Origin of the sequence: Kribbella koreensis (assembly GCF_039525325.1) — a bacterium.
In the GTDB taxonomy this organism is placed as follows: Bacteria; Actinomycetota; Actinomycetes; order Propionibacteriales; family Kribbellaceae; genus Kribbella; species Kribbella koreensis.
On the sequence record NZ_BAAAHK010000007.1, the window covers coordinates 1 to 24,060 of the forward strand.

Annotated in this window: 19 protein-coding genes; 9 read left to right on the forward strand and 10 right to left on the reverse strand. The window is 68.2% G+C overall.

Annotated elements, in window-relative coordinates; genetic code table 11:
* Positions 1–42: 42 nt before the first annotated feature.
* The 3 genes from ABD116_RS13895 to ABD116_RS13905 all read right to left on the reverse strand — a co-directional run bounded on the left by ABD116_RS13895 (position 43) and on the right by ABD116_RS13905 (position 3,451).
* Positions 43–492, reverse strand: a complete 450-nt coding sequence (locus ABD116_RS13895; RefSeq protein WP_343968822.1) for a hypothetical protein — start codon at positions 490–492, stop codon at positions 43–45.
* Positions 493–662: 170 nt separating this feature from the next.
* A complete protein-coding gene (locus ABD116_RS13900; protein WP_343968824.1) occupies positions 663–1,481 on the reverse strand; it encodes a response regulator transcription factor in 819 nt (272 codons plus the stop codon).
* Positions 1,478–3,451 carry a sensor histidine kinase gene (locus ABD116_RS13905; RefSeq protein ID WP_343968826.1) on the reverse strand — a complete coding sequence of 658 codons (1,974 nt, stop codon included), beginning with the start codon at positions 3,449–3,451 and terminating at the stop codon, positions 1,478–1,480. Before ABD116_RS13905 ends, ABD116_RS13900 begins: the two co-directional genes overlap by 4 nt.
* 157 nt (positions 3,452–3,608) lie before the next feature.
* Here ABD116_RS13905 and ABD116_RS13910 point away from each other — a divergent pair, with 157 nt between their 5' ends.
* The gene (locus ABD116_RS13910; protein ID WP_343968828.1) at positions 3,609–4,316 is read left to right on the forward strand and encodes a hypothetical protein; all 708 of its coding nucleotides are present in this window, start codon (positions 3,609–3,611) and stop codon (positions 4,314–4,316) included.
* An 80-nt stretch (positions 4,317–4,396) separates the two neighbouring features.
* A complete protein-coding gene (locus ABD116_RS13915) occupies positions 4,397–5,836 on the forward strand; it encodes an Nramp family divalent metal transporter (protein ID WP_343968830.1) in 1,440 nt (479 codons plus the stop codon).
* On the opposite strand, the gene ABD116_RS13920 is transcribed toward ABD116_RS13915, so the two are convergent.
* Genes ABD116_RS13920 through ABD116_RS13935 form a run of 4 tightly spaced genes read right to left on the reverse strand, consistent with a single transcriptional unit; the run spans position 5,820 to position 12,458 of the window.
* A complete protein-coding gene (locus ABD116_RS13920) occupies positions 5,820–8,183 on the reverse strand; it encodes a helix-turn-helix domain-containing protein (RefSeq protein ID WP_343968832.1) in 2,364 nt (787 codons plus the stop codon). The genes ABD116_RS13915 and ABD116_RS13920 overlap by 17 nt on opposite strands.
* A 59-nt stretch (positions 8,184–8,242) precedes the next feature.
* Positions 8,243–10,591 carry an ATP-binding protein gene (locus ABD116_RS13925; protein ID WP_343968834.1) on the reverse strand — a complete coding sequence of 783 codons (2,349 nt, stop codon included), beginning with the start codon at positions 10,589–10,591 and terminating at the stop codon, positions 8,243–8,245.
* Positions 10,584–11,504 carry an SMP-30/gluconolactonase/LRE family protein gene (locus ABD116_RS13930; RefSeq protein ID WP_343968835.1) on the reverse strand — a complete coding sequence of 307 codons (921 nt, stop codon included), beginning with the start codon at positions 11,502–11,504 and terminating at the stop codon, positions 10,584–10,586. Before ABD116_RS13930 ends, ABD116_RS13925 begins: the two co-directional genes overlap by 8 nt.
* Before the next feature lie 24 nt (positions 11,505–11,528).
* Complete coding sequence (locus ABD116_RS13935; RefSeq protein ID WP_343968837.1) at positions 11,529–12,458, reverse strand: SMP-30/gluconolactonase/LRE family protein; 930 nt, start codon at positions 12,456–12,458, stop codon at positions 11,529–11,531.
* Between the two features lie 54 nt (positions 12,459–12,512).
* Here ABD116_RS13935 and ABD116_RS13940 point away from each other — a divergent pair, with 54 nt between their 5' ends.
* The 4 genes from ABD116_RS13940 (at position 12,513) to ABD116_RS13955 (ending at position 16,933) form a co-directional block, all read left to right on the forward strand.
* Entirely contained in the window at positions 12,513–12,962 is a 450-nt protein-coding gene (locus tag ABD116_RS13940; protein ID WP_343968839.1) for an Lrp/AsnC family transcriptional regulator, read from the forward strand.
* Positions 12,963–13,028: 66 nt separating this feature from the next.
* The gene (locus tag ABD116_RS13945; RefSeq protein ID WP_343968841.1) at positions 13,029–14,804 is read left to right on the forward strand and encodes an acetyl/propionyl/methylcrotonyl-CoA carboxylase subunit alpha; all 1,776 of its coding nucleotides are present in this window, start codon (positions 13,029–13,031) and stop codon (positions 14,802–14,804) included.
* A gap of 71 nt (positions 14,805–14,875) precedes the next feature.
* A complete protein-coding gene (locus ABD116_RS13950; RefSeq protein WP_343968843.1) occupies positions 14,876–15,772 on the forward strand; it encodes a peptidylprolyl isomerase in 897 nt (298 codons plus the stop codon).
* A 96-nt stretch (positions 15,773–15,868) separates the two neighbouring features.
* A complete protein-coding gene (locus ABD116_RS13955) occupies positions 15,869–16,933 on the forward strand; it encodes a hypothetical protein (RefSeq protein ID WP_343968845.1) in 1,065 nt (354 codons plus the stop codon).
* Between the two features lie 63 nt (positions 16,934–16,996).
* Here ABD116_RS13955 and ABD116_RS13960 read toward each other — a convergent pair whose 3' ends face one another.
* The 3 genes from ABD116_RS13960 to ABD116_RS13970 all read right to left on the reverse strand — a co-directional run bounded on the left by ABD116_RS13960 (position 16,997) and on the right by ABD116_RS13970 (position 21,073).
* Complete coding sequence (locus tag ABD116_RS13960) at positions 16,997–18,178, reverse strand: glycoside hydrolase family 76 protein (RefSeq protein ID WP_343968847.1); 1,182 nt, start codon at positions 18,176–18,178, stop codon at positions 16,997–16,999.
* 85 nt (positions 18,179–18,263) lie between these two features.
* Positions 18,264–19,469 carry a SpoIID/LytB domain-containing protein gene (locus ABD116_RS13965; RefSeq protein WP_343968849.1) on the reverse strand — a complete coding sequence of 402 codons (1,206 nt, stop codon included), beginning with the start codon at positions 19,467–19,469 and terminating at the stop codon, positions 18,264–18,266.
* The gene (locus tag ABD116_RS13970; protein WP_343968850.1) at positions 19,466–21,073 is read right to left on the reverse strand and encodes an N-acetylmuramoyl-L-alanine amidase; all 1,608 of its coding nucleotides are present in this window, start codon (positions 21,071–21,073) and stop codon (positions 19,466–19,468) included. The genes ABD116_RS13965 and ABD116_RS13970 overlap by 4 nt, the downstream gene beginning before the upstream one ends.
* A 168-nt stretch (positions 21,074–21,241) precedes the next feature.
* On the opposite strand from ABD116_RS13970, the gene ABD116_RS13975 reads away from it, so the two are divergent.
* From ABD116_RS13975 to ABD116_RS13985, 3 genes are all read left to right on the forward strand, one after another.
* A complete protein-coding gene (locus ABD116_RS13975; protein WP_343968852.1) occupies positions 21,242–21,724 on the forward strand; it encodes a winged helix-turn-helix transcriptional regulator in 483 nt (160 codons plus the stop codon).
* Positions 21,725–21,823: 99 nt separating this feature from the next.
* Positions 21,824–22,672, forward strand: coding sequence for a hypothetical protein (locus ABD116_RS13980; protein ID WP_343968854.1), 849 nt, complete (start codon positions 21,824–21,826; stop codon positions 22,670–22,672).
* A gap of 779 nt (positions 22,673–23,451) precedes the next feature.
* Positions 23,452–24,060, forward strand: coding sequence for a hydrogenase/urease maturation nickel metallochaperone HypA (locus ABD116_RS13985; RefSeq protein WP_343968856.1), 609 nt, complete (start codon positions 23,452–23,454; stop codon positions 24,058–24,060).

Consider the following 24,060-nt stretch of genomic DNA (forward strand, 5'->3'; position numbering starts at 1 on the left):
ACAGTTTCGGGCCGGAAAGCCCTTATCCACAAGGTGAATTCCTCACCACTTCACATCAACCAGGTACCTGTATGTTGTTTGAAGGGCGGGCCTCGTTCGGCGTTCGCGCCGGCGGCTACGCCACTCGAGTTCGACAGCGGCCGACCCTATGCTGCCTCTCATTTTGGCGCCCTTGCCGCCCAGCAAGCCGACCTTCACCCCTGGCACCGAGTGAACCACAGCGGCAGTCGGGCCTTGCCTGTAGTCCTTGCCTGTAGTCCTTGCCTGTAGTCCTTGCCTGTAGTCCTTGCCTGTAGTCCTTGCCTGTAGTCCTTCTCTCCACACCTGCCGCTCCTGGCACTGGCTAAACGACAGCGACAACCAGGACTCTCTGTAGCTCTTCTCTGTAGCTCTTCTCTGTAGCTCTTCTCTGTAGCTCTTCTCTGTAGCTCTTCTCTGTAGCTCTTCTCTGTAGCTCTTCTCTGTAGCTCTTCTCGCCTGGAAGCCCGGCACCGGGTGGACCACAGCGGCAGCCGGGACGGTCTGTTGCTCTTGGCCGTTGCACTTGGCCGTTGCACTTGGCCGTTGCACTTGGCCGTTGCACTTGGCCGTTGCACTTGGCCGTTGCACTTGGCCGTTGCTCTTGGCCGTTGCTCTTGGCTGTTGCTCTTGGCTGTTGATCTTTAGGAGTCGCCGAGGCCGGCGGAGCGGGCTCGGATTATGGCTTCGGGGCGGGTGGCTACCTGGAGTTTGGCGAAGATGTTGGTGATGTGGTTGCCGACTGTGGCTGGGGCCAGGGATAGGCGGTGGGCTATGGCTGCGTTGCCCAGGCCGGTGGCGATGAGGTCTAGGACTTCGCGTTCGCGGGGGGTCAGCTCGGGGAAGGCGGGTTGGTCGGGGCGGGGGCCGGAGAGGTAGGCGAGGGCTCGGCGGGCTACGCCGGGGCCGAAGATTGCTTCGCCGGCGGCGACGGCGGTGATTGCGCGGATCACGTTGTCGGGGGCGGCGCCCTTCAGGACGTAGCCGCGGGCGCCGGCTCGCATCGCGGCGAAGACTGATTCGTCGTCGTCGAACATGGTCAGCATCAGGACCGCGACCTCGGGTGCCACCTTCGCGATCTCGCGGGTCGCCTCGATCCCGCCGAGGTCGGGCATCTGGATGTCCATCACCAGTACGTCGGGGCGCAACGTGACCGCCGAGCGCACGGCCTCGGCGCCGGTGGCCGCGGTGCCGACGAGTTCGAAGCCGGCATGGGCCGACAGCAAAGCGCCCAGTCCTTCGCGGACGATGCCGTGATCGTCCGCGACCACGATCCGCAGGTCAGCCGAGGCACGTCTCCGCGGATCACCGGAGGCACCGATCCGCGGATCAGCCGAGACACCAATCTGCGGATCAGCCGAGACACCGATCCGCGGATCAGCCGAGACACCAATCCGCGGATCGGCGGAGGTGCCGATCCGCAGGTCGGCGGAGGTACCGTCTCCAGCCGCGGGTCCATTCATCGACGAGCTCCTTCCAACGGCAGTACGACGTCGACACGGCAACCGGTTCGGTCGTACCGGATCTCGCATCGCCCACCCAGTTCGCTGGCCCGCTCGCTCATCGAGGTGAGCCCGACGCCCGTCTTCCACTCTGGGCCTGCGTTCACCCCGTTGTCGAGTACGCCGAGCCGCAACACATCCGTCTCCACGCTCAACCGAACCGCCGCCGTCGTGGCCGTCGAATGCCGGATCACGTTGGTGAGCGCCTCCGTCGCGATCCGATAAGCCGCAACCTCCACCGCAGCAGGCAACTCCGCCAACGTCGCCGGCGCATCCACGGTCACCGTCAACGCGCCGCCGTCGCCACGACGCGACGCCATCGCCGCATACTCACGCAGCGCCCCCAACAACCCAAGCCCATCCAGCGCAGGCGGCCGCAACTCGTAGACCAACCGGCGAATCTCCTCCACCGCCCCGATCGCCTGATCCCGCAACTCCGCGAGCAACGTCGCCGACCGCTCCGGCTCAGCCTCGATCAACCGCCGGGCAGCGTCCGCATTCAGCACCACCGCGGTCAGCACCGGCCCGAGCCCGTCATGCAGATCCCGCCGAATCCGCCGCCGCTCCTCCTCCCGCCCACTGATGATCCGTTCCCTGGAGTCGCGCAGATCATCAGCCAGCCCTCGAGCCTGTACTGCGACCGCCAGCGGCGCCGCAAGCAACGACAGCACCTCCGAGTCAGCCGCATTCACCCGCGACTCCCCCGACCGCAGCCCCACCACAAGCTCCCCCAACCGCTCCGAACCGGAACGCAACGAGATCGCATGCCGAGCCGCCGGCAGTTCGCCGTACGCCGCAATCTCCTTGCCCTCGACAACGATCGTGGCGGCCGGGAAGCGCATCACCCGGCAGAGCGCGGCCAGTACGCCGGTGAGCCCCGACCCCATCTGCGCCCCCACCTCCGCCATCGCCCGCACCGGATCCCGCCGCGCACCGTAGAACGCCCGGTGAATCACCCCCTGCAACCAGACCCGCACCGGGTTGAACGCCAACGCGATCACCAGCGTCGCCAGCACCGACGCGTTGCGATCGAGCAACGCGATCAGCCCGAAGTACGCGGCGACAACCCCGCCGACCAGGATCAGGTAGAGCAACGACCGCGACACCACCAGCCGGATGTCGAGCAACTGGTGACGCAACACAGCAACAGCGACGGCCAACGGAATCAACAGCACCGGCAGCACACCGAGCACCAGAGACTCGCCCGACACCAGGTTCTCCAGCCCGAAGCACGCCACGATGACCAGCAGTGCGAGCAGCAGCCACAACACCTGCCGACGGACCTGATCCGACCCACTCCGATACCGCAGTACGACCGCCACCAACGCCGCGACGAAACTGACCAGCAACCCAGCACTGCTGATCGCGCCAATGGCATCGACCGCGGCAAACCCGGTCCAGTGCGGATACCCCGGAATGCCGACCTCGGCCGACAACCCACCCTTGCGATCCAGTACGCCGGTTGCCGTCCACAACACCGCATTGACCACCAACCCGACGACCAGCCAGCGCCAGCGACGCGAGAGCAACCGCCCATCCGGGAACACCATGAGCGTCAGCGGAATGAACAAAGCCAGCGCCGGAGCCCAACCCCCGTTCGTCACCGTCGCAACCAGCCGCCACCCCACCGTCGGCTCACCCAGCCACGCAAGGAGCGACAGCCCGGTCGCAGTCGAGGCGTAACAACAGCCGCCCACCAGCAACGACCACCCGATCGGGTTCGCCGGCCGGTAGTACGCGATCGGCCAGCCGGCGAAGGCCAGCGAAAGACCGATCGCCGCATTCGAGACGACGAACAAGTCGGTCAACTCAGACCAGCTCAAGGACGAGGCAGGCGCCGCCACAGCCGTGACAACGGCCTCGAGCAGCGCGACGGCGAGCAACACCCAGGCCACCCAGGCCCAGGCCGCCGGCCGCCGTCTCTCGCTCATCTACTCATCATCAGGCCGCCAGCCCCCGATCGAGTAGGGGCCTGCCCCCAGGCGACCCAGGAACCTTTCCGGACCGTACTACGACCCGCGCACCTGCCGACCAGGGGCGAGCCGACCCGACGCTGAAGCCATCAACCTCGGCCCTTAGGAGCACGACATGTCACAACTCACCACCTCAGCAAGCAACAAGACAGTCAAAAAGCCCCGCGACGTCCGCGGCTTCTGGCGGGTACTCCTCGCCGTGGTCGCACCGCTGCCGATGCTGTTCATGGGCATCTACTACCTGATCAGCCCGGTCGACGGCGACGCTCCCTTCGCCGAGACCGTCGCGGCCACCGCGGCCGACCCAGGCAGGTTCGAGCTGATGCAGTGGCTCCAGGTGCCGTTCTTCCTCCTGATCCCGGCGATGTTCGCTGCCGCCTGGGTCTCCCGGCGTACGGCGCCGCGGTTGGCCACCGCCGACGGACTGTTCGCCGTCGGCGGGATGAGCGCCGGCTTCTTCCTGCTCGACGGAGTCGTCACGCCGACGTACCTGGTCGTCCACGACGGGCTGGACGCGTCGGCGGTGGAGAAGTTCGCGGACGCCGTCGAGAAGCAGGCGACCGTACAGATCGGCAGCCTGCTCTTCATCCTCGCTGTCACCTTCGGGCTGCTGCTGCTCGGGATCGCCTTGTGGCGCAGCAAGGTGGCACCCGCCTGGATGGGCATCGCGCTAGCCTTCGGTGGCTTTACCCACCCGTTCATGCCGGGCCACCTCGCCGCCGGCGCCGGCCTCGTCATCGCCGCCATCGGGTTCGCCGGTGCGTCGTACGCGCTGCTGCACTCCGCCAACGACAACTTCGATCTACCTCCGTTGCAGAGGTAGGCAGTGTCGGGTCGCCTGTGGCTCGGGAGTTGGTTAGTGTCCGGAGTCTGTGGGGGGTCGAGGAAGAGGTGAGGAGCCCGATGGCAGACACCAAGTCCGTAGACCAGAACAGATTCAACCTGCCGACCAAGAACCTGCCCGCGCCACAGGTCCGCGACCTGCCCGAGCCGCCCAGCCAGACCTGGCGGATCGTCGGGCCCGGCATGGTCGGGGCCGGAGTCGGCCTCGCGTCCGGGGAGTTCATCCTCTGGCCCTACATCTCGTCGCAGGTCGGGCTGGTGTTCCTCTGGGGCGCCGTCGTCGGCGTCGCGATCCAGTGGTTCCTGAACATGGAGATCGAGCGGTACACGCTGGCCACTGGTGAGACAGCGTTGACCGGCTTCAACCGCTACGGCAAGCACTGGGGCCTGTTCTTCGCCCTGATGACGTACTTCGCGAACCTCTGGCCGGGCTGGGCGACCAGCTCCGCGTCGATGCTCACGTACCTGTTCGGCGCCGGCGATCCACGCTGGATCGCGATCGGGATCCTGGTCGTGATCGGCCTGATCCTCACGCTGGCCCCGGTCGTCTACGTGATGCTGGAACGGCTGATCTTCGTCAAGATCGCGGCCGTCGCGCTGCTCGTCGTACTGGCCCTGATCTTCGCCATCCGGGCCAAGACGTACAACGCGCTCGGCGACGCGGTCACCCACCCGGAGTTCCCGGTCGGCACGCTGGGCTTCGCGTTGATGATGGGCGCGATCGCGTACGCCGGGGCCGGCGGCGGGCAGAACCTGTGCCAGAGCAACTGGATCCGCGACAAGGGCTTCGGGATGGGCGTCCACGTCCCCCGGCTCACCTCGCCCGTCACCGGTGAGAAGGAGGCCGACCCGAACGCCAACGGCTACACCTTCCCGCCGGACGCCGAGAACCTGGCCCGCTGGCGGCGCTGGTGGAAGTTCACCAACCTCGAGCAGGCGCTGACGTTCGTGCTGATCACCGTGCTGACGATCGTCTTCACCTCGATGCTCGCGCACGCCACCTTGTTCGGGAACCCGGCGGTGCAGAACAAGATCAGCTTCCTCAAGATCGAGGGCGTCACCCTGCAGTCCCTGGTGGGCGGCTGGTTCGGCTACCTGTTCTGGGCGATCGGCGCGTTCTCCCTGTTCGCCGCGGCGGCCGGCATCGTCGACTACACCTCGCGACTCGCCTCGGACATGATCAAGGCCCGGTACCTGCGTACGTCGACCGTCACCGAGTCCAAGCTGTACTTCTGGCTGGTCTGGGGACTGGTTGCCTTCGGCATCATCGTCCTGCTGGCCGGCCTCGATCAGCCGCTCGTCCTGCTCGTCATCTCGGCCTGCACCGCCGGCACGATGATGTTCGTGTACTCCGGGCTGCTCTGGTGGATGAACTCCCGCGCCCTCCCGCGCGCCATCCGGATCAGCCGGTTGCGCACCGCAGTACTGGCCTTCTCCTTCCTGGCCTTCGGTTTCCTCGCGGTCTTCACGATCATCGACCAACTCAAGAAGAACTTCTGACCTGCTCCAGCAACTCCCGTACTTCACCCGCCTGCGGCAGACCGTAGCGGGCGCAGATGTCGATGGCAGTGGTCCACTCGACCTGTGCCCGCTCCGGGCTGCCAAGGGCCGCGTAGGCGCGACCCAGGTGCTGGCGGACGAGGACCTCCAGCGACTGGTTCTCGAAGCGCTCGGCGATCTCGAGACCCTCCAGCAAGTGGTCCAACGCCGGCTCGCCCCGGCCGAGATCCAGCTCCGCCATCGCTTGCTGGATCTGGGTCTCGGCGAGCCTGAGCTCGGCGCCCCGGCCCCGGTTGTACTCCGCGACCTCCGCCAGCACTGTCAAGGCGAGCTCAGGCCGGCCGGTCTCGCGGTACGACCTGCCGATGTGCAGCAGCAGCCAATGGTGCTGGCTCTCGATCTTCGACGCCCGGGCGAGATCCGCCGTCCGGCGGAACTCCTCGTCCTGTTCCTCGCTCCGGCCGAGCCGCCCGAAGATCGTCCCCAGCGTCAGGTGCGCCTCAGGCTCCCCTCGTTCGTCCTCGCGCTCGATCGTCATCGCCAGCGCCTCGCGGGCCCACTCCAGGCCGTCCTCGGGGCGACCGGACTTCTGCAGGCAGTCGGCCAGGTTCAGCAGGCAGAACTGCCGGTGCTCCGGGTACTCCGCGGTCTTCGGCGCGGCGATCGACGCGGCGAACTGCTCGGCGGCGGCCGGGAAGTCCTCCAGCATCGCGTACGCCATACCCAGCTCGAAGGGCGCGAACGCCCCCGCGAACGGATCGCCGACCGACCGCTCGGCCTCGACCGCGAGCAGTCCGAGATCACGCCAGTCGTGATGGCGCAGCCGCCCGACCAGTCCTGGACTCACGCCCGACAGGAGTCTGGCGACCAGGCGCCTGACCTCGATCGGTCCGGTGACGGCCCGGCGCGCGGCGGCCAGCACGTTGTGGCGCTCCGCGTCCAGCCAGGCCTCGACATCGGCCTTCTCGCCGATGTCCCGGGCCGCCGACAGCCATTCCTCCTGTAACCAGTCACCACTCATCTGGCCCAGTCCGAAGGACGAGCGGTACCTCCAGCCCGTCCCGACGTAGAGGTCCAGCACCCGCAGTCGCGCCGCGAACCGATCGCCCTCGTCGAGTTGCTGTTCGACGAGCTCTTGCGCGACCACCCGGACCAGGTCGTGCAGGCGGTAGCGGCCCGGCTCTGCGGCCTCCAGAAGGTGGATGTCGACGAGCCGCTCCAACAGCTGCTCGACCTCTCGTTCGGGCCGGTCAGCGAGCGCCGAGACCACGAACAGGTCGACATCGGGGCCTTCGGACAGCCCGAGCAGCGGGAACAGCGCGACGGCCTCGCGGTCCGCCGCCGCAGGGTCGTTCAAGGACAGGCCGATGGTGGCCCGGACGCTGAGGTTCTCGTCGGCCAGGACGTCCAGCCGGCTCCGCTCGTCGGCCAGCCGGTCCCGCAGATCGGCGACGCTCCAGTCGGGCCGGGCGGCCAGCCGCGCACCCGCGATCCGCAGTGCCAGCGGCAGGCCGCCACACTGCCGGATCACCGCTGCCGTCGCGTCCGGGTCCGACGCCAGCCGCTCCTTGCCGGCCGTTGCCTCCAGCAACTTCAACGCGTCGTCGTCGGGCAGTACCTCGAGCTCCAGGTGGAACGCCCCGGGCAGACCGGTCAGCAGCCGCCGGCTGGTGATCATCACCGCGCTGTCACCAGTGCCCGGAACCAGCGCCTCGACCTGCGCCTGGCCGGCCGCGTTGTCGAGGATCAGCAGCATCTTGCGGCCCGCGATCGCCGAGCGGTACCGGGCCGTCGCCTCGGCCAGCGACTCCGGGATCAGGTTCGCCGGGGTGCCGAGCCGGCGCAGCAGGATGCCGAGCGCCTCAAGGGTCTCCATCGGCTCGGCCGCGCCGAATCCGCGCAGATCCAGATAGAAGTGGCCATCCGGATAGGCCGTGGTCACCGCGTGGGCGGCGTGCACCGCGAGCGCGGTCTTGCCGACCCCACCCATTCCGGCGATCGCCGAGATCACCACCGCCCGGCTGTTCTCGGGCATCCTGGTCAGCCTGCCGGTGAGGTCCTCGAACTGCGAACTCCGGCCGATGAAGTCGACCAGATCGTCCGGCAACTGGTTCGCGCCACGGGCCTTGGGGCGGGCAGCAGCTTCGGTCAGCTGGGCGACCTCGGCTTCGGACAGCCCGAGAGCCGCCGCGAGCGCCTCGATCGTGGTCGTCCGTGGATAGCGTCGCCGGCCACCTTCGAGCGTCCGGACGGCTTCGACACTGACACCGGCCTTGTCGGCCAGCGCTTCCTGAGTCAGCGCGGCCGCGCGGCGGAAGCCTCGGAGTACAGAGGCGAACTCGGGCATCAGGCGACGGACGACTGGGCGGCGGGCGAAGTCATGCGCCAAATCGTAGGCGGGCCGCGTCAGTCCTCGTGCAGCAGTCCAGCGACCTCGTCCACTCTCGGCGCGCCGTGCCGGATCAGAAGCGTGAGCGCGGCCTGCCATTGCGCGCGGGCCTCGTCCGACCGCCCGGCCTCCTGCAGAGCATGCCCGAGCTGCTCCCGCACCCGCGCCTCGGACTGCCACGTGCCGCGGGTCAGGCCCAGGGCTCCGAGCAGATGTTCTTCAGCACGGTCGAGGACTCCTAGTGCCAGCTCGGCCCGGCCGAGGCCTTCGAGGGCGTCCGCGATCTCGAAGGGCAAGCCGTTCGAGATCGCGGCGGTGTGGCATCGGCGGAAGTACCTGAGCGACTCGCCGGGCCGGCCGGCTTCGCGGTACGAGGTCCCGACCATGACCAGGATCCAATGGCGTTCGAGCTGGGTACCGACGCGGGCCATCAACTCGAGGGCACGGCGGAACTCCTCGTCCTGGGCCTCGGGCCGCCCTTGCTTGCCCGCCGCGATGCCGAGCATCAGCCGGCCTTCGGCCTCAGCGCCCTCGTTGCCGTGCCGTAGCGCCTCCGCGATGCCGCGGTCAACCGACGCGATCCCCTCGTCCACCCGGTCGACTTCCATCAGGTAGGCACCGAGATAGACGTGGGCGAACGGGTACTGCCGCTTGCAGGCGATCAGCTCAGGGGTCGCGAGGGCGGCCGTCATCTGCTCGACCGCCAACGGGTAGAGACCGGCTCCGTCACACTGCACGGCGAGTTCGAAGTGCAGGATGGCGATCGCGGCCCGGTCACCGACCGACTGCTCCGTGTCCAGCGCGATCCTGCACAGCGCCACGCCATCGGACGAGCGGCGCCGCAAGGAAAGGTACTCCAGGTAGCCGATGGTGAGCCTGCTGACCATGGCCCGCTCAGCCGCCGTTCCGTCCGCCGCCCGGCGAATCGCGGCGATGATCTCCTCGATCTCCTCGCCGAACCAGGCATGGAACTCTTCCTGCGTCAGGTCCTCCGCCCCTGCCGTCCACCTGGCATCGCGCCATGACTCCGTCATCCAGCCGTGCGTGTCCGGCAGCCGGCTGCGCCACGCCGCCGCGAGATAGAGCCGCAGGACCCGCAGCCGGGCGGCCTCCCGAGCCGGCTCGTCGGTCAGTTCGGCGGTGGTCTCCTGGACGAAGCTGCGGATCAGGTCGTGCATCCGGTAGCGGCCGGGCAACAGCGAATCCAGCAGGTGCAGGTCGACCAGCCGCTCCAGCCGGTCCTCGGCCTCGGCGACGGGGAGGTCGAGCAGAGCGGCGGCGACCCGGACATCGAGCTCGTCGCCCTCATGGAGACCGAGCAACCGGAACCCGGCCGCCGCCTCGGCATCCCGCTCGGTCGCAGCGGCCAGCGAGAACTCGATACTGGCCCGGACGTCGAGGTCGGCCACCGACAGTTCGTCCAGCCGGCGCCGGCTGTTCTCCAGCCGCCGGCTGAGATCGGCGGCGGTCCACGACGGTTCGTCGGCGAGCCGGGCGCCCGCGATCCGCAAGGCCAGCGGGAGACCGCCACAGAGCCGGACGATCGACAGCGCCGCGGCCGGATCGGCGCTGATCCGATCGCCACCGACGACCAGGGCCAGCAGCTGCAGAGCGTCCTGGTCCGGCAATGCGTCCAAGGTCACCCGGGTGATCCCGGGCAGTGCGCCCAGGTTCCGCCGGCTGGTGATCAGCACCGCGCAGGTCGATGCTCCAGGCAACAAAGGTGCGACCTGCGCCGCATCGGCGGCGTTGTCGAGAAGGACCAGCACCCGCCGGCCGGCCAGCGCGGAGCGATAGCGGGAGGCCGCCTCGTCGATATCGTGCGGATCGGCCGGCGCTCCCACCCCGAGGCTCTCCATCAGCCGGCCCAGGGCTTCTTCGACCGGCATCGGGTGGCCCGGACCGAAACCCCGCAGGTTCAGGTACAACTGCCCGTCCGGGTACCAGTCGGCCAGTCGATGAGCGACGTGCACGGCGAGAGTCGTCTTGCCGATGCCACCCATCCCGGCGACCGCGGACGCCAGGACGACGCCCGGACGGGGCTCCTGAGCCCTGAACACCTTCTCCAGCTCGGCGACCTGCAGTTCACGGCCCGAGAAGTCGAGCAGGTCGTCGGGCAGCTGGCGGATCTCCTGGGGTTGCGACGCGGGCCGGCCACCGGCCGCGGCCAGCTCGGCGCGTTCGGCGCCGGTCAGCCCGAGCCCGCGCGCCAGCGACTCCAGCGTGGCCGATCGGGGCTGACGACGCCGCCCTGCCTCCAGCGCCTTGACGGCCTCGACGCTGAGTCCGGCAGCCGCTGCCAGTCCCTCCTGCGACAGCCCGACGGCCTTGCGGAAACTTCGCAGTACCGGGCCGAAGTCAGCCATCGTACGGCTGGCGGCCGCCGTTCACTGTGGTGAAGAGGGAGTAGAGGGAGGTGGTGGCGGTCAGGAAGAGGCGGTTGCGTTTGGGGCCGCCGAAGCAGAGGTTGGAGACGGTCTCGGGGACCAGGAGCTTGCCGAGCAGCGTCGCGTCCGGGTGGTAGATGTGGACGCCGTCGGCGGCCGCACCCCAGACCCGGCCTTCGCTGTCGAGCCGGATGCCGTCGAAGGCGCCGTTGCCGCACTCGGCGAACAGCTCGCCGCCGCGCAGCTTGTCGCCCTCGACCGTGAAGACGCGGATGGTCGCTTCCTCGGTGTCGGTGACGTAGAGCAGGCTGCCGTCGTTGGAGAAGGCCAGGCCGTTCGGGCGGTTGAAGTCATCGGCGACCACCGTCAGCGCGCCATCGGGGCCAACGCGATAGACGTGACATCCACCGACCTCGATCGAGCCTTTGTGGCCTTCGTAGTCGCTGTCGATCCCGTACGCCGGATCCGTGAACCAGACCGCTCCGTCCGGGCTCACCACGACGTCGTTCGGGCTGTTCAGCCGCCCACCGTTGTAGCCGTCGGCAAGCACCCGGACCGAGCCGTCGTGCTCGGTCCGCGTCACCCTCCGGTTGCCGTGCTCGCAGCTGACCAGCCGGCCCTGCTCGTCGAGCGTGTGCCCGTTGGTGTTCCCGGCCGGCTCGCGGAACACCGACACCTGGTACGACGTCTCGTCCCAGCGCAGGATCCGGTCGCTCGGGATGTCGCTCCACAACACGTACCGACCGGCCGCCGAGTAGACCGGCCCCTCCAGCCACCGCCCGCCGGTCCACAGCCGCTCCAGATGCGAGTCACCCCGGATCCCGGCGAAGCGATCATCCAGCCTCACCCATTCAGCGGGGACGGTACCGGCCAACGGCTCGAGCAGGGGCATTGCAGCTCCTCAGGTAGGACGTTGTCACCCGCGATCGTACGGCTGCGGCGCTCCGTCCGTGGTGAGTAGCCAGGAGTAGACCGAGGTGGTTGCCGTGACGAACAACCTGTTGCGCTTCGGACCGCCGAAGCAGAGATTGGAGACGACATCGGGGAAGAGCAGCTTGCCGAGCAGGGTGCCGTCCGGGTCGAAGCAGTGGACACCCTCGTGGGTCGCCGCCCAGATCCGGCCGTCGGCGTCCAGCCGGATGCCGTCGAACATACCCGCTTCGCACGGCACGAAGACCTCTCCGCCGACCAGCCGGTCGTCCTTCACCTCGAACCGCCGGATGTGCTTGGCCGGGGTGTCCACGACGTACAACCGGGACTCGTCGAGCGAGAAGGCCAGCCCGTTCGGCCGGGTGAAATCGTCCGCGACGACGGTCAGTTCACCGGCCGGGCTCAGCCGGTAGACGTTGCAGGTGGGGAGCTCCTGCAGGGCGGCGTGGCCCTCGTAGTTCGAGGTGATCCCGTACGGCGGGTCGGTGAACCAGATCGAACCGTCGCGCCGGACCACCACATCGTTCGGGCTGTTCAGCCGCAGCCCGTCGAGGTGCGAGGCGAGCACCGTCACCGAGCCGTCGAACTCGGTCCGGGTGACCCGGCGGTGGCCCTGCTCGCAGCTGATCAGCCGCCCTTGGCCGTCGAGCGTGTTGCCGTTCGTGTAGCCGGCCGGCTGGCGGAAGACCGAGACCGCGCCGGACAGCTCGTCCCAGCGGAGCATCCGGTCGTTGGGGATGTCGCTGAAGACGAGACTGCGCCAGGCCGGGATGTAGACCGGGCCCTCCAGCCAGCGGCCGCCGTCGTACAGGCGCTCGATGTAGTCGTCGCCACGCGCCACCAGTGCGAACCGCTCGTCCAGCGTCACCAGCTCGGCCCGCGATCGGGCCGGTGTGTTAGTCAGCGTGATCGTCATGACCCGAATGATATCCTTTCGATCATCTGATAGACCAGATGAGATTCGGTGATCATGACCATAGACCAGACAGATCGAGAGCTGCTTACCCTCTTGCAGGAGGACGCGACCCAGTCGTACGCCGTCCTCGGGCAGGCCGTCGGCCTGTCGGCGGGGGCGGCGCACGAGCGGGTTCGCAAGTTGCGGGCGGCCGGCGTGATCCGGCGTACGACGATCGAGGTGGACCCGGCGGCGCTCGGCAACGGCGTACTGGCCTATGTCCTGCTCGACACGGACGCCTGGATGGGCGACGCGCCGACGGTCGAGGCCCTCAAGGGCATCGCCGCCGTCGAGGAGGCGCACATCATCGCCGGGCCCGCCTCCGTGCTGGTCAAAGTCCGCACCGGCAGCACCGAGGCGCTCCAGGCGACCCTGCGCGCGCTCCACCAGGTGGACGGCGTGACCAGCACTCAGACAGTCGTCGTGCTGGAGTCCTTCTTCGAGCGGCCACCGGCGGTGATGTGACATAGAACCTGTCACCCTCCTGGCCTGGTTGACCCTAGACTCAGCCGGGCCGAAGGGAGTTCAGCTGTGTCTGACAGCAAGCGCATCACCAAGGTCCTGGTCGCGAACCGTGGAGAGATCGCCGTCCGGGTCGTCCGGGCCGCGGCCGACTCCGGTCTGGGCAGCGTCGCCGTGTACGCCGAGCCCGACCGCGACGCCCTGTTCGTCCGGCTCGCCGACGAGGCGTACTCGCTGGACGGCGCGACGCCGGCCGACTCCTACCTGAACATCGCCAAGATCCTCGACGTCGCGGCCCGCTCCGGCGCGGACGCGGTGCACCCGGGCTACGGCTTCCTGGCCGAGAACGCGCAGTTCGCGCAGGCCGTGATCGACGCCGGCCTGATCTGGATCGGCCCGCCGCCGCTGGCCATCGACTCCCTCGGGGACAAGGTGAAGGCGCGGCACATCGCCGAGAAGGTCGGCGCCCCGCAGGTTCCCGGTACGCCGAACCCGGTGGACGGCGCGGACGAGGTGGTGGCCTTCGCAACGGAGTACGGGCTGCCGATCGCGATCAAGGCGGCGTACGGCGGCGGCGGTCGCGGCATGAAGGTCGCGCGCACGATGGAAGAGATCCCGGAGCTGTTCGAGTCCGCGACCCGCGAGGCGATCAGCGCCTTCGGTCGCGGCGAGTGCTTCGTCGAGCGCTACCTGGACAAGCCGCGGCACGTCGAGACGCAGTGCCTGGCCGATGCCCATGGCAACGTCGTGGTGGTCTCCACCCGCGACTGCTCACTGCAGCGCCGGTACCAGAAGCTGGTCGAGGAGGCGCCCGCGCCGTTCATCTCGGCCGAGCAGCTCGAGACGCTCTACACGTCGTCGAAGGCGATCCTGCGCGAGGCCGGCTACGTCGGCGCCGGCACGTGCGAGTTCCTGATCGGCCAGGACGGGCTGATCTCCTTCCTGGAGGTCAACACGCGGCTGCAGGTCGAGCACCCGGTCAGCGAAGAGGTCACCGGGCTCGACCTGGTCCGGGAGATGTTCCGGATCGCCGACGGCGAAGAGCTCGGCTACGACGACCCGGAGATCTCCGGTCACTCGATCGAGTTCCGGATCAACGCCGAGGACCCGGGCCGTGGCTTCCTGCCCGCGCCGGGCACGCTGACCAAGTGGCACGCGCCGTCCGGACCGGGCATCCGGCTCGACGGTGGGTACGACCAGGGTGAGACCGTCCCTGGCGCGTTCGACTCGCTGGTGGCCAAGCTGATCGTGACCGGCCGCGACCGGACCCAGGCGCTCGAACGGTCCCGCCGCGCGCTGAAGGAGTTCGTCGTCGAGGGGATGCCGAGCGCCATCCCGTTCCACGCGGCCGTGGTGAGCGACCCGGCGTTCGTCGGCACCGACGGCTTCAAGGTGCACACCCGCTGGATCGAGACCGAGTTCGACAACCAGATCCCGCCGTACGACGGAGCCGCCGACGTGGCCGAGCCGGTCGAGCGCGAGAAGGTCACCGTCGAGGTGGGTGGCAAGCGGCTCGAGGTCGTGCTGCCGGCCGGTCTCGGCGCGTCGGTCGCTGCCGGTGGTACCGGCGCTTCGAAGAAGAAGCCGTCGCGGCGCGCCGGTGGCAGCGGCAAGGGCGCAGCCGCGTCGGGCGACTCCCTGACCTCGCCGATGCAGGGCACCATCGTCAAGATCGCCGTCGAGGAAGGCGCGACGGTGGCCGTCGGCGACCTGATCGTCGTCCTGGAAGCCATGAAGATGGAGCAGCCCCTCAACGCCCACAAGGCCGGTACGATCACGGGTCTGTCGGCCGAGGTCGGCGCGACGGTGGCAGCCGGTGCGGCTATCTGCGAAATCAAGGACTGAAAACACAGCCGTTTCTCAGCATTTACCGGTAGCTTCCCTCCAGGATTGCCGCGAGGTGAGGAGAACTCTGCATGTCCAGGAAGACCCACGAGCATCAGTTGGCTCAGCGCAAGGCGCAGCGGTTGGCCGAGCGGCAGGCTGAGCGCGCCCGGCAGCGGCGGATGCTGATCATCACCATCACCTCGATCGTCGCGGTGGTCGTGGTGATCGCCGGCGTGTTCGTGGTCGTCGCCAAGAACACCGGCAAGGACGACACTCCCGCGGCGGCCGGCACGCCGTCGGCGAACCCGTCCGACCAGCCCTCGGCGCAGACGACGCCCGGCCCGGAGAACAAGCCGAAGTCGATCCCGACCGCGCTGGCGCCCGCGCCGAAGCGGGCCACGCCGCTCGCGGCCGAGGTGAACTGCAGCTACCCGAAGACCCCGAACGAGCCGGCCAGCCGGAAGGTGAACCCGCCGTCGGACGGCAAGGTGAAGGCCAGCGGTACCTCGCCCGTCACCCTCACCACGTCGGTCGGCGACATCCACCTGACCCTGGACAGCGCCCTGGCGCCCTGCACCGTGAAGAGCTTCCTCAGCCTGGTCGGCCAGAAGTACTTCGACAACACCAGCTGCCACCGGCTCACCGTCGGCGACGGCCTGCAGGTGCTGCAGTGCGGCGACCCGACCGGCACCGGCAGCGGCGGCCCCGGGTACAGCTTCAACGACGAGGTGTACCCGACGCTGAAGTACGGCCGCGGCATCCTCGCGATGGCCAACCGCGACAAGAACACCAACGGCAGTCAGTTCTTCATCGTCTACGGCAACGCCGAACTGCCGCCGTCGTACAACGCCTTCGGTACCGTCGACAAGGCCGGCCTGGAGGTCATCGACAAGGTCGCCCGCGGCGGTGTGATCCCGCAGGGCGGGCCGACCGACGGCAAGCCCGCCATCCCGGTCGAGATCAAGACGGCGACCGCCGCCAGCTAGCACTATTGCAGCATCCTGCAACAGTCTGTACCTGACTGATCAACAGTCTGTAGCGTTCACGACACGGTATCCCGCCCCGATACGTGAGGAATCATCGTGAGCAAACAGAACAGGATCAGCCGGCGTTTCGTCCTGAGCGCGGTCGCGCTCGCCGTCGTCGGGGGTTCGGTCGGCCTGACCCAACCGGTCACAGCCGCACCGGCCCCCGAGGCGTCGACGAGCGCCTACATCTACCCGGTACTCCCGGGCACCGACGCGTGGAAGAAGCTGGCCACCCACGACGACATGCTGCGCGTGACGCAGGTCCCGGCCACTGCCCTGGCGGGGATGTCGACCGCCGCGCTGGTCGACACCGTGCTGCGCTACCCGCTCTACGACGACATGCTGGCCTTCGACGACCTGCAAAAGGGCTTCGAGAAGATGTCGGCCGGCTTCGACGGCTTCTCCGCTCTGGCCGCCCGCCCGGACGCCGGTGCCGCGCTGCTGCAGCGGTACGAGTCGATGAGCCCGGCGATCGCCGAGAAGAGCACTCTGCTGGAGCAGGGCCAGGCCGACGCGTCGTTCCGCCGGATCGAGACCCTGCTGACGCAGAGCAGCATCCGCAAGACGATGACCGCGAGCCAGCTCTCCCGGCTGGCCACCGTCGGCCAGTCGAAGCAGCTGGGCAAACAGGCCCGCGCGGACGTCTACGGCAAGGCGAGCAGCAGCCTGATCTTCACGCCGACGGACAACAACACCACCATCTACACGCCGCGCGGCAGCGCGGTGGCGGCGATCAACATGACGACCGAGCTCACCTCGGCCCAGATCACCTCGAACAACAACTACGTGGCCAGCAACTACCCGAACGCCACCCGGCTGCGGAACTCGAGCCGGAGGTACAACTGCCACTCGTACGCCTGGTACGACCAGGGCACCGGGAACACCAAGTGGATCAACAGCCCCGGTGACGACAAGTTCTGGACCGACGGCAGCTACATCCCGAACTCCAACGTCGGGCAGGGCGGCCGCAAGGTCTCGTACCGTAACGACGACCACTCCGCCATCACGGTGAACGCGACCGTCTTCGACTCGAAGTGGGGCCAGCTCCCCCTGATGCGGCACAACTACAACTACACGCCGTACAACTCGTCCGCGCTCTACTACTACAGCCGCGCCTAGCCCGCCCGGACCTCCCCGATCACGATCACGATCTCGATCTCGGGGAGGTCCGAGCTCGGTCAGCTAGGCCAGCTCGTCGTACTTGCTGCGCGGCCAGGCCAGCAAGGCGTCGATCTGGACCATGGCGGACTGCTCGAGCAGCAGCACCGGCCCGTCAGCGAAGTGGAACAGGCCCGTGGCAGGATCGCGGGTCTCTTTCCATGCCCGGTCGGAGTAGTCCTGCGCGACCTTGGTGTAGGCGCGGTCGTGGGAGACCGAGTCGAGGATCAGCAGGTTCTTGAAGTAGATCGCGTTGAACCGGGTGGGCTGCTTCCACAACCGGTCCTCGGTGCCGTAGAAGGCCAGCGACGCCTTTGCGAGCGCCTTGGCGTCGGTGAGGTACTTCTTGTCGTGAGTCGCCTTGTACAGCAGGGCTCCCGCGCCGAGCATGACGCCCTGGTTGTAGCTCCACTGGGTCTTCTCGACGTTGCCGGCCAGGTCGATGTGGTCCCAGTACAGGCCGTTCGGTGCCAGCATGCAGTTCTGCGCCCAGGCGTACATCCGCTTCGCCGAGGTCAGGTACGCCTTGTCGCGCGTCAGCAGGTACAGGTGCGCTCCGAGCTCGGCGCCCGGACCGTTGGAGATGGTGTTGCGGTCCTGGCTCCAGGGCGCCTGGGTCCAGAACGTCCCGCCCGCGCAGGGATGCGACGCGTCGGTGTCCCATCCGTGCTCGACGAGCGTGAAGATCTCCTTCGCCCGGGCCAGCGACGAGCGGTCACCAGTCCGCTGGTAGTGCTGGATCAGGTTGAGACCGATCCACTCGTTGTCGTCGTAGAACTTGTCGCCACCCTGGCCGAGCGGCGGCCGGACGTACGAGTCGTAGCCCTTGGGCGTGGTCGTCGCGTTCCAGTACGGCTGGTACCCGCCCAGCCGGCGGGTGGCTTCCTGGTCAGCCTTGCGGCCCGCGCCGGGGATGCCGGCCAGGTTCTCCGCGGCGACGGCTGCCTGCGAGTACGGCCAGACGTAGGAGTACGGGTTCTGCTGGGTGTTCGGGTACTCCTCCAGCAGCAGCCCTTGGTTGCCGGTGTCGAAGTACTTGTTCAGGGCCTGGTACGACGCCTGCGCCTTGGCCGCCGCTGAGTGCGGGCCGCCGGTCACGGTGTCGACCTTCGCGGTGGCCGCTGGGGCGTGCAGCGCGGCGAGCATCCCGACCGCGAGCACTCCCCCGGCGATCCGTTGAGTTGATATACCAAATTTTCTGCGCATCGACCTGCTCCTCCTGGGGCGGCAGCGATTGACATCGATGTCACGTTCTAGCTGGCCAAGGGATTCGCCGTCAATGGCTCGCGAATCATGGCTCAGTTGGCATATCAAGTACGAGCGGCTGGACCCCGGCGAAGGCGAACCAGGCCGAGCGCATGTGCAGCCGCAGCCGGACCTGGTCGCCGGTGAGCACGACCTTGCCCTTCGAGCCGATCGCCTCGACCGTGAGCACCCGGCCGCCGGACGGTCCGACACCGGTACGGCGTACGACGCGCAAACTGCGGAGCGTGCCGACGCCGAAGGTCGCCTGGAGCTGCGAGCTGGTCCGCGTGACCGTCCAGGTGACGTTCGGATTCTTGTTGCCGGGGTAGCTGTCCCAGCTGTCCGCCTTCATCACCTGGTACGCGACCGGGCCGTCGGCCGTCGCACCACCGTTGGAGGACGAGAACTCGGCCATGATCGGCTTGCCCTGGTAGAGCCGGACCTGCCCAGCCGTTGCGGCGATGGCCGCGTTGGTCGTCTTCTCCTCGTCGTTGTACCCGCCGTAGACCTGGCAGGCAGTCGTGTCGCACAGGTCGTACGCCCGTTTGGTGGACCGATTGCGATGAAAGACCGAATAGGTGCGCGCGGCAACGGCCTGCACCTGGAGCGCGGCCGGCTTCCACGTCGTCACGGCCTCGCGCGGGACGACTCCCCGCAGGTACAGCTCCAGCGGCAGCTCGTTGATGGTGTCGAAGTGCGCACCGGAGAGGTCCGCGGGCCTGAGGACACCGCGATAGCCGACCACCTTGCCGCTGGGCAGGATCAGCGAGAGGACGGCTGGGCCTTCGAACTGGCCGATCCCGGTCAGGGTCTTCCAGAGCGTCCACTTCTTGGTCTTCGTGTTGTACGAGCTGACCTTCGCGCCGCGTTCGCCGTTCGGGTCGATCGACCACTGGTTGCGAGTCGATGCCCTGGGCAACGTGTAGACCTTGCCGGTCTTGAGGTCGCGGAGGCGGAGGGTGCTGACGGCGGCGATCCGTACGCCGTCCGTGGTGTCGGCGCGGAGTTGGATCCGGATGTTGCCGGTCGCCCTGCCCACCGTCGTACCGGGGTAGTAGAAGTCCAGGATCGTCTTGGCGGACCGGCCCGCCAGGGCGGCGCCCTGAGCCCCGTACTGCGACATGCCACGGCCGTGGCCGAATCCCCGACCCGTGATCGTCTGCACCGCCTCCGGCTCGGGCGGCGGGACGGCCACAGCCGTTGCGCTCAGCAACGTGGAGCCGGCGATCAGGGCGACGAAGACACGTTTCATGAGATGAAGACCTTGCGCTCATGGTTGTTGTAGGTGAGCCAGCCGTGCTGGAACCTCTGCCGCAGGCCGCCCTTGATCCGGTACATGTCCGTGGTGGGCAGCCCGAGTCGCGAGCGCTCCGCACCGAGTGCGGCGTACTTGCGGTGGATCATCCCGGCGACCGGGCGCATCCCGGTCCGCTTCGACCAGTACAGGCCGCCGTTCTGGAAGCTCTGCACCTTGCTGTTGCCGGCGCGGCCGAGGCGGTACTCGCTCGTCGGCTGCTTCAGGACGCCGTCCGGGCCGCCGAGTTGGCGGTAGCGGGTCCGGAACAGGCTGCGAACCGAGTGCGCTCCGGTCTTGGGCGACCAGTAGATGTCGCGCGCTTTGAAGTAGGTGGCCCGGCCGGTCCTGGTGCGATGCTCGCCCCAGAATGGTTGCCCGGTCACCCTGAATCCGCCGAGCTTCACGGCGTACCGGTAGATCTCGGTGGAGACGCCGCGGCTCATCAGGGTGAGGATTCGTTGCTTCAGCCACGGAAGTTTGGCGTAGAGGTTCTTGCCGGGGCAGGCGGTCGCCTTGGTGTCGCGGTGGCCGGACACCGTGTGCAGCTTGCTGCCGTCGAGCACGATCGTTGCCGTCGGCGACCGGTAGTTGGCGTCCATCTTCCAGGCGATGATGCGGGCGGTCGTCTCCAGCATCGGGGCCGGCGGCGCGACCTGGTCGAAGTTGCCGATCAGCGAGACGCCGAACGAGTTGGCGTTGAAGGAGCCGGTATGGGCGCCGAGGACGGGCAGTTGCGCACCGCCGTACCGGCCCTCGAAGGCACGGCCGAAGCGGTCGACGAGGAAGTTGTAGCCGAGATCGCACCAGCCACGGCTCCTCACGTGGTACGCGTACATGCTGCGGACCATCGCGGGGACCTGCGCGCGGGTGTAGTTGTTGCGGTCGGCGGTGTGGTGGACGAAGGCGGCCTGGATGGTGCCGGTGTACTTCGGCTTGATGCAGGACTTGCCGTTGAGGGCGCGGAGTCGCTCGTCGGCGCCCCAGCCGCGGCGGGTCACCATCAAGGGCATCGGGTAGGGCGCTTTGGCGGTGTTGGCCTGGATCGGATCCTGGGTTGTTGCCGGATCGTCGTCGGTCGCGCGGATGCCCGGGTTGACGAGGGCGACCTTCGCGTCGGTGATCTTCGTACCGTCCGTGGTGGTCAGGGAGGTCTGGATGCCGTTCGCGGTGCCGACCCAGTAGGGCTCGGTGCCGGAGCGTTCGCTGCCTTCCGTCGTACCGGTCGCCGGGCCGTGGTCGTCCTCCACCTTGAGGGTTTCCCATGCTTCCCAGCTGCCGTTGCGCAGGATCCGCACCTTGACCTGCACCGGCGCGGAGTTCTTGCGGTAGGGCCAGGTGACGCCGACCAGGCCGAAGGGCTTGGTCTCCTGAGCGGCGGCGGTCGCGTACTGACCGCTTTGCTGCAAGGGGATCTCGACGTAGTCGGGGTCGATCGTCGGCCGCTGGGTCTGCTCAGCTTGCTCGGCGGTGGCTTGGCCGGGGGTGGGCGCGAGCGGTACGAACAGGGCCAGGCCAGTCACCGCGGTCAGCGCCAGTCGGGGTGAGAAGGTCTTGCTCATCGGACAGCCTTCTGCTAGACGGGACAGCAGTAATCGATTATGCGCACTGCGTGAGCGCTCGCCCGGCATTTTCGTCACCCTGCGTGGCGTCGAGTCTTGATTGCTAGGATGACTTCTGAAATCGAAGTGACATCGCATCGGCATGGCCGGCGGAATGAGGTGGGCGTGATGGCGGGTGCCAACCGGTTCCGGGACGAGGACCTGTCCTGCCCGTTGTCGACGACGGTGCGGCACGTCGGCGAGTGGTGGACGTTGCTGATCCTGCACGACGCCTTCGACGGGTACACCCGGTTCGACGAGTTCCAGCGCAATCTGAAGATCTCGTCGAGCATGCTGACGACGCGGCTGAAGAGTCTGGTCGACGACGGGCTGCTGGAGCGTACGAAGTACCAGGACAAACCGCCGCGGTACGAGTACGTGCTGACGCCGCTGGGGCGGTCGCTGCGGCCGGTCATCATCACGCTCGCCGCGTGGGGCAACGAGCGGCTGGCCACCTCTGAGCGATCGATGATTCTGGTCGACGCAGGCACCGGCGAGGAGGTCGAGCCGGTCGTGGTGGACCGGTCGACCGGGCGGCGGATCGACGGGCCGGACTTCGTCTTCACCGCCGGACCCGCAGCCTCGGAAGCAATGCGCAGACGGTATTCCTGAGCCCTGATTCACGTTGATTTTCAGGAGATTCTCAGGAGATTTCGGTCGGATTCGACCGCCCGGTAGGCTCGACGCAACACCAGTCGAGGAAGGCCCGACATGTTCACAGTCATCTTGCTGATCGCGCTCGTCGTGATCGGCGTCCTGGCGTACCGTTCCTACCAGCGAACTCAGCTGCAGAACAGGAAGCAGCACGAGATCACCGCGGCCGAGCTCGAGTCGGTGAAGAAGACCGCCGACGAGGACATCACCCGGTTCGGTGAGGAGCTGCAGGACCTCGACCTGGACATGGTCGGCAAGGACCTCGGCGACGGGGCCCGGCAGGACTACCAGCGCGCGCTCGACTCCTACGAGTCGGCCAAGCAGGCGGTCGAGCAGGTCACCGAGGCCGAGCAGATCAAGCACGTGATCGAGATCCTCGAGGACGGCCGGTACGCCGCTGCCTGCGTCCGCGCCCGGGTCAACGGCGAGCCGCTCCCGCAGCGCCGCCCGTCCTGCTTTTTCAACCCCCAGCACGGCCCCTCGGTCGTCGACGTCATGTGGTCGCCCCCCGGCGGCGCCCCGCGTGAGGTCCCCGCCTGCGCCGCCGACGCCGAGCGCGTCCGGGCCGGTGCCGAGCCCGACGTCCGCAAGGTCATGGTCGGCCCGCAGCGCGTCCCGTACTGGGAAGCCGGCCCGGCCTACTCCCCTTACGCCCAAGGCATGTTCGGCGGCCTCGGCGGCGTGATGACCGGCATGTTCCTCGGTACCATGCTCGGCGGCATGTTCGCCGGCGGCGGCTACGGCGACTACGCAGCCGGCTACGACGCCGGCATGTCCGACGGCGGCGGTGACGGCGGCGGCGGCGACAACGGCGACTTCAACTTCGGCGACAACCCCGGCGGCGACGGCGGCGGCGACGGCGGCGGCTGGGACTTCGGCGGCGGCGACTTCGGCGGCGACTTCTGATCCGACTGCACCACCGACCACCGGACGCCCCAGGCGTCCGGTGGTTTTTCTATCCGACGCAACTCCTCTGCCCAGCTCCCGCCCACCAGTTCCCTCTCCTGCACCGAATGCTCCGAATGCTCCGGCGGCAACCCTCCTCAGCAGCTGGACGGCCGGGAGACCGGCACGCGCTCCACAGCCCAGCCCGACTCGATCAGCGCTGCCATTGAACCCCCGGCCGTACACCCCCGTCGCCCGACTCCACCCCGGGTCAGCGTCGTGGTTGATGCACTGGCTGTCCGCCCGCTACCACCACCGGCCACCCGCCACCACGCCACCCGGACCGCCACCACCCACCAGCTCCCGCATGCCACCCAGACTCGCCGAGGTAGGCGCTTCAGGGCGAGTTGATGTGTGTCGTTGCGATCCGGCCGTTGCTGCGAGCAACCGAATCCGCCCCCACTGCCCCCCCACCGTCTGCAACCAGTCCCAGCGGCCCAGCGTCCTAACGGGCTAACGGGCCACCGGCCCACCGGCCCGCGGGATGACTGCCGGCCCACCGGCCGCGGGATGACTGCCGGCCCACCGGCCGCGGGATGACTGCCGCTTGTCCGGTCCCCGCGGTTGGGGAGGGATTTCTCCGACGCTGCGGAGACTTTTCGCCCCTATCGGGGGTACGAGACTCCCCAACCCTCCACCACCGATCCAGGTGGCCCGGACGGTGGGGCAAATGGGGTTGCCCGAGCGGCCGGACGAGGAGCTGGGGTCGACTGGGAGGTGCTCCCGCGGTCTTCGGGCAGTTGGCGAAGCCAGATCGCGCCTGGTGGGACGAGTTGCCGGCGATCGGCGTACTGACGTTGATGCTCGGCGGCGACTCCGCCGGCCCGGTACCACAGGACAAGCTGACCCAGGTGGCTGCGCGGATCCCGACAGCGCATCTCGTGACGATCGAGGGGGCCGGCACTCCACCCAGCGGACGTCGTCGACATCGCCGCGGTCAGCGCGCGGCTCGACGCACCTTGGGCAGCCGGCTGTTCACCGTCTTGCGGGGGTCGGCCGGTCGGCCTAGCGTCGGGAGGGTGCATGAGCTCGCCATTACGGAGAGCGTGGTCGATGCGATCGTCGAGAAGGTCGGCGACGGACCGGTTGTCGCGGTGCGCCTGGAGATCGGGAAGTTGTCGGGGCTGGTGGCCGATTCGGTCCGGTTCTGCTTCGAGATCGTGGCGGCCGGTACCGGGCTGGAGGATGCGCGGCTGGACATCGACGAGCCTCCTGGGCGGGCGTACTGTCGAACGTGCGGTGAGGAGTTCGCCCTCGACGAGCCGATCATGCTGTGCCCGTGTGGCAGTGCGGATCTCGACGTTCTCAGTGGCCGGCAGCTGAGAATCATCTCGGTGGAGGTGCGTTGA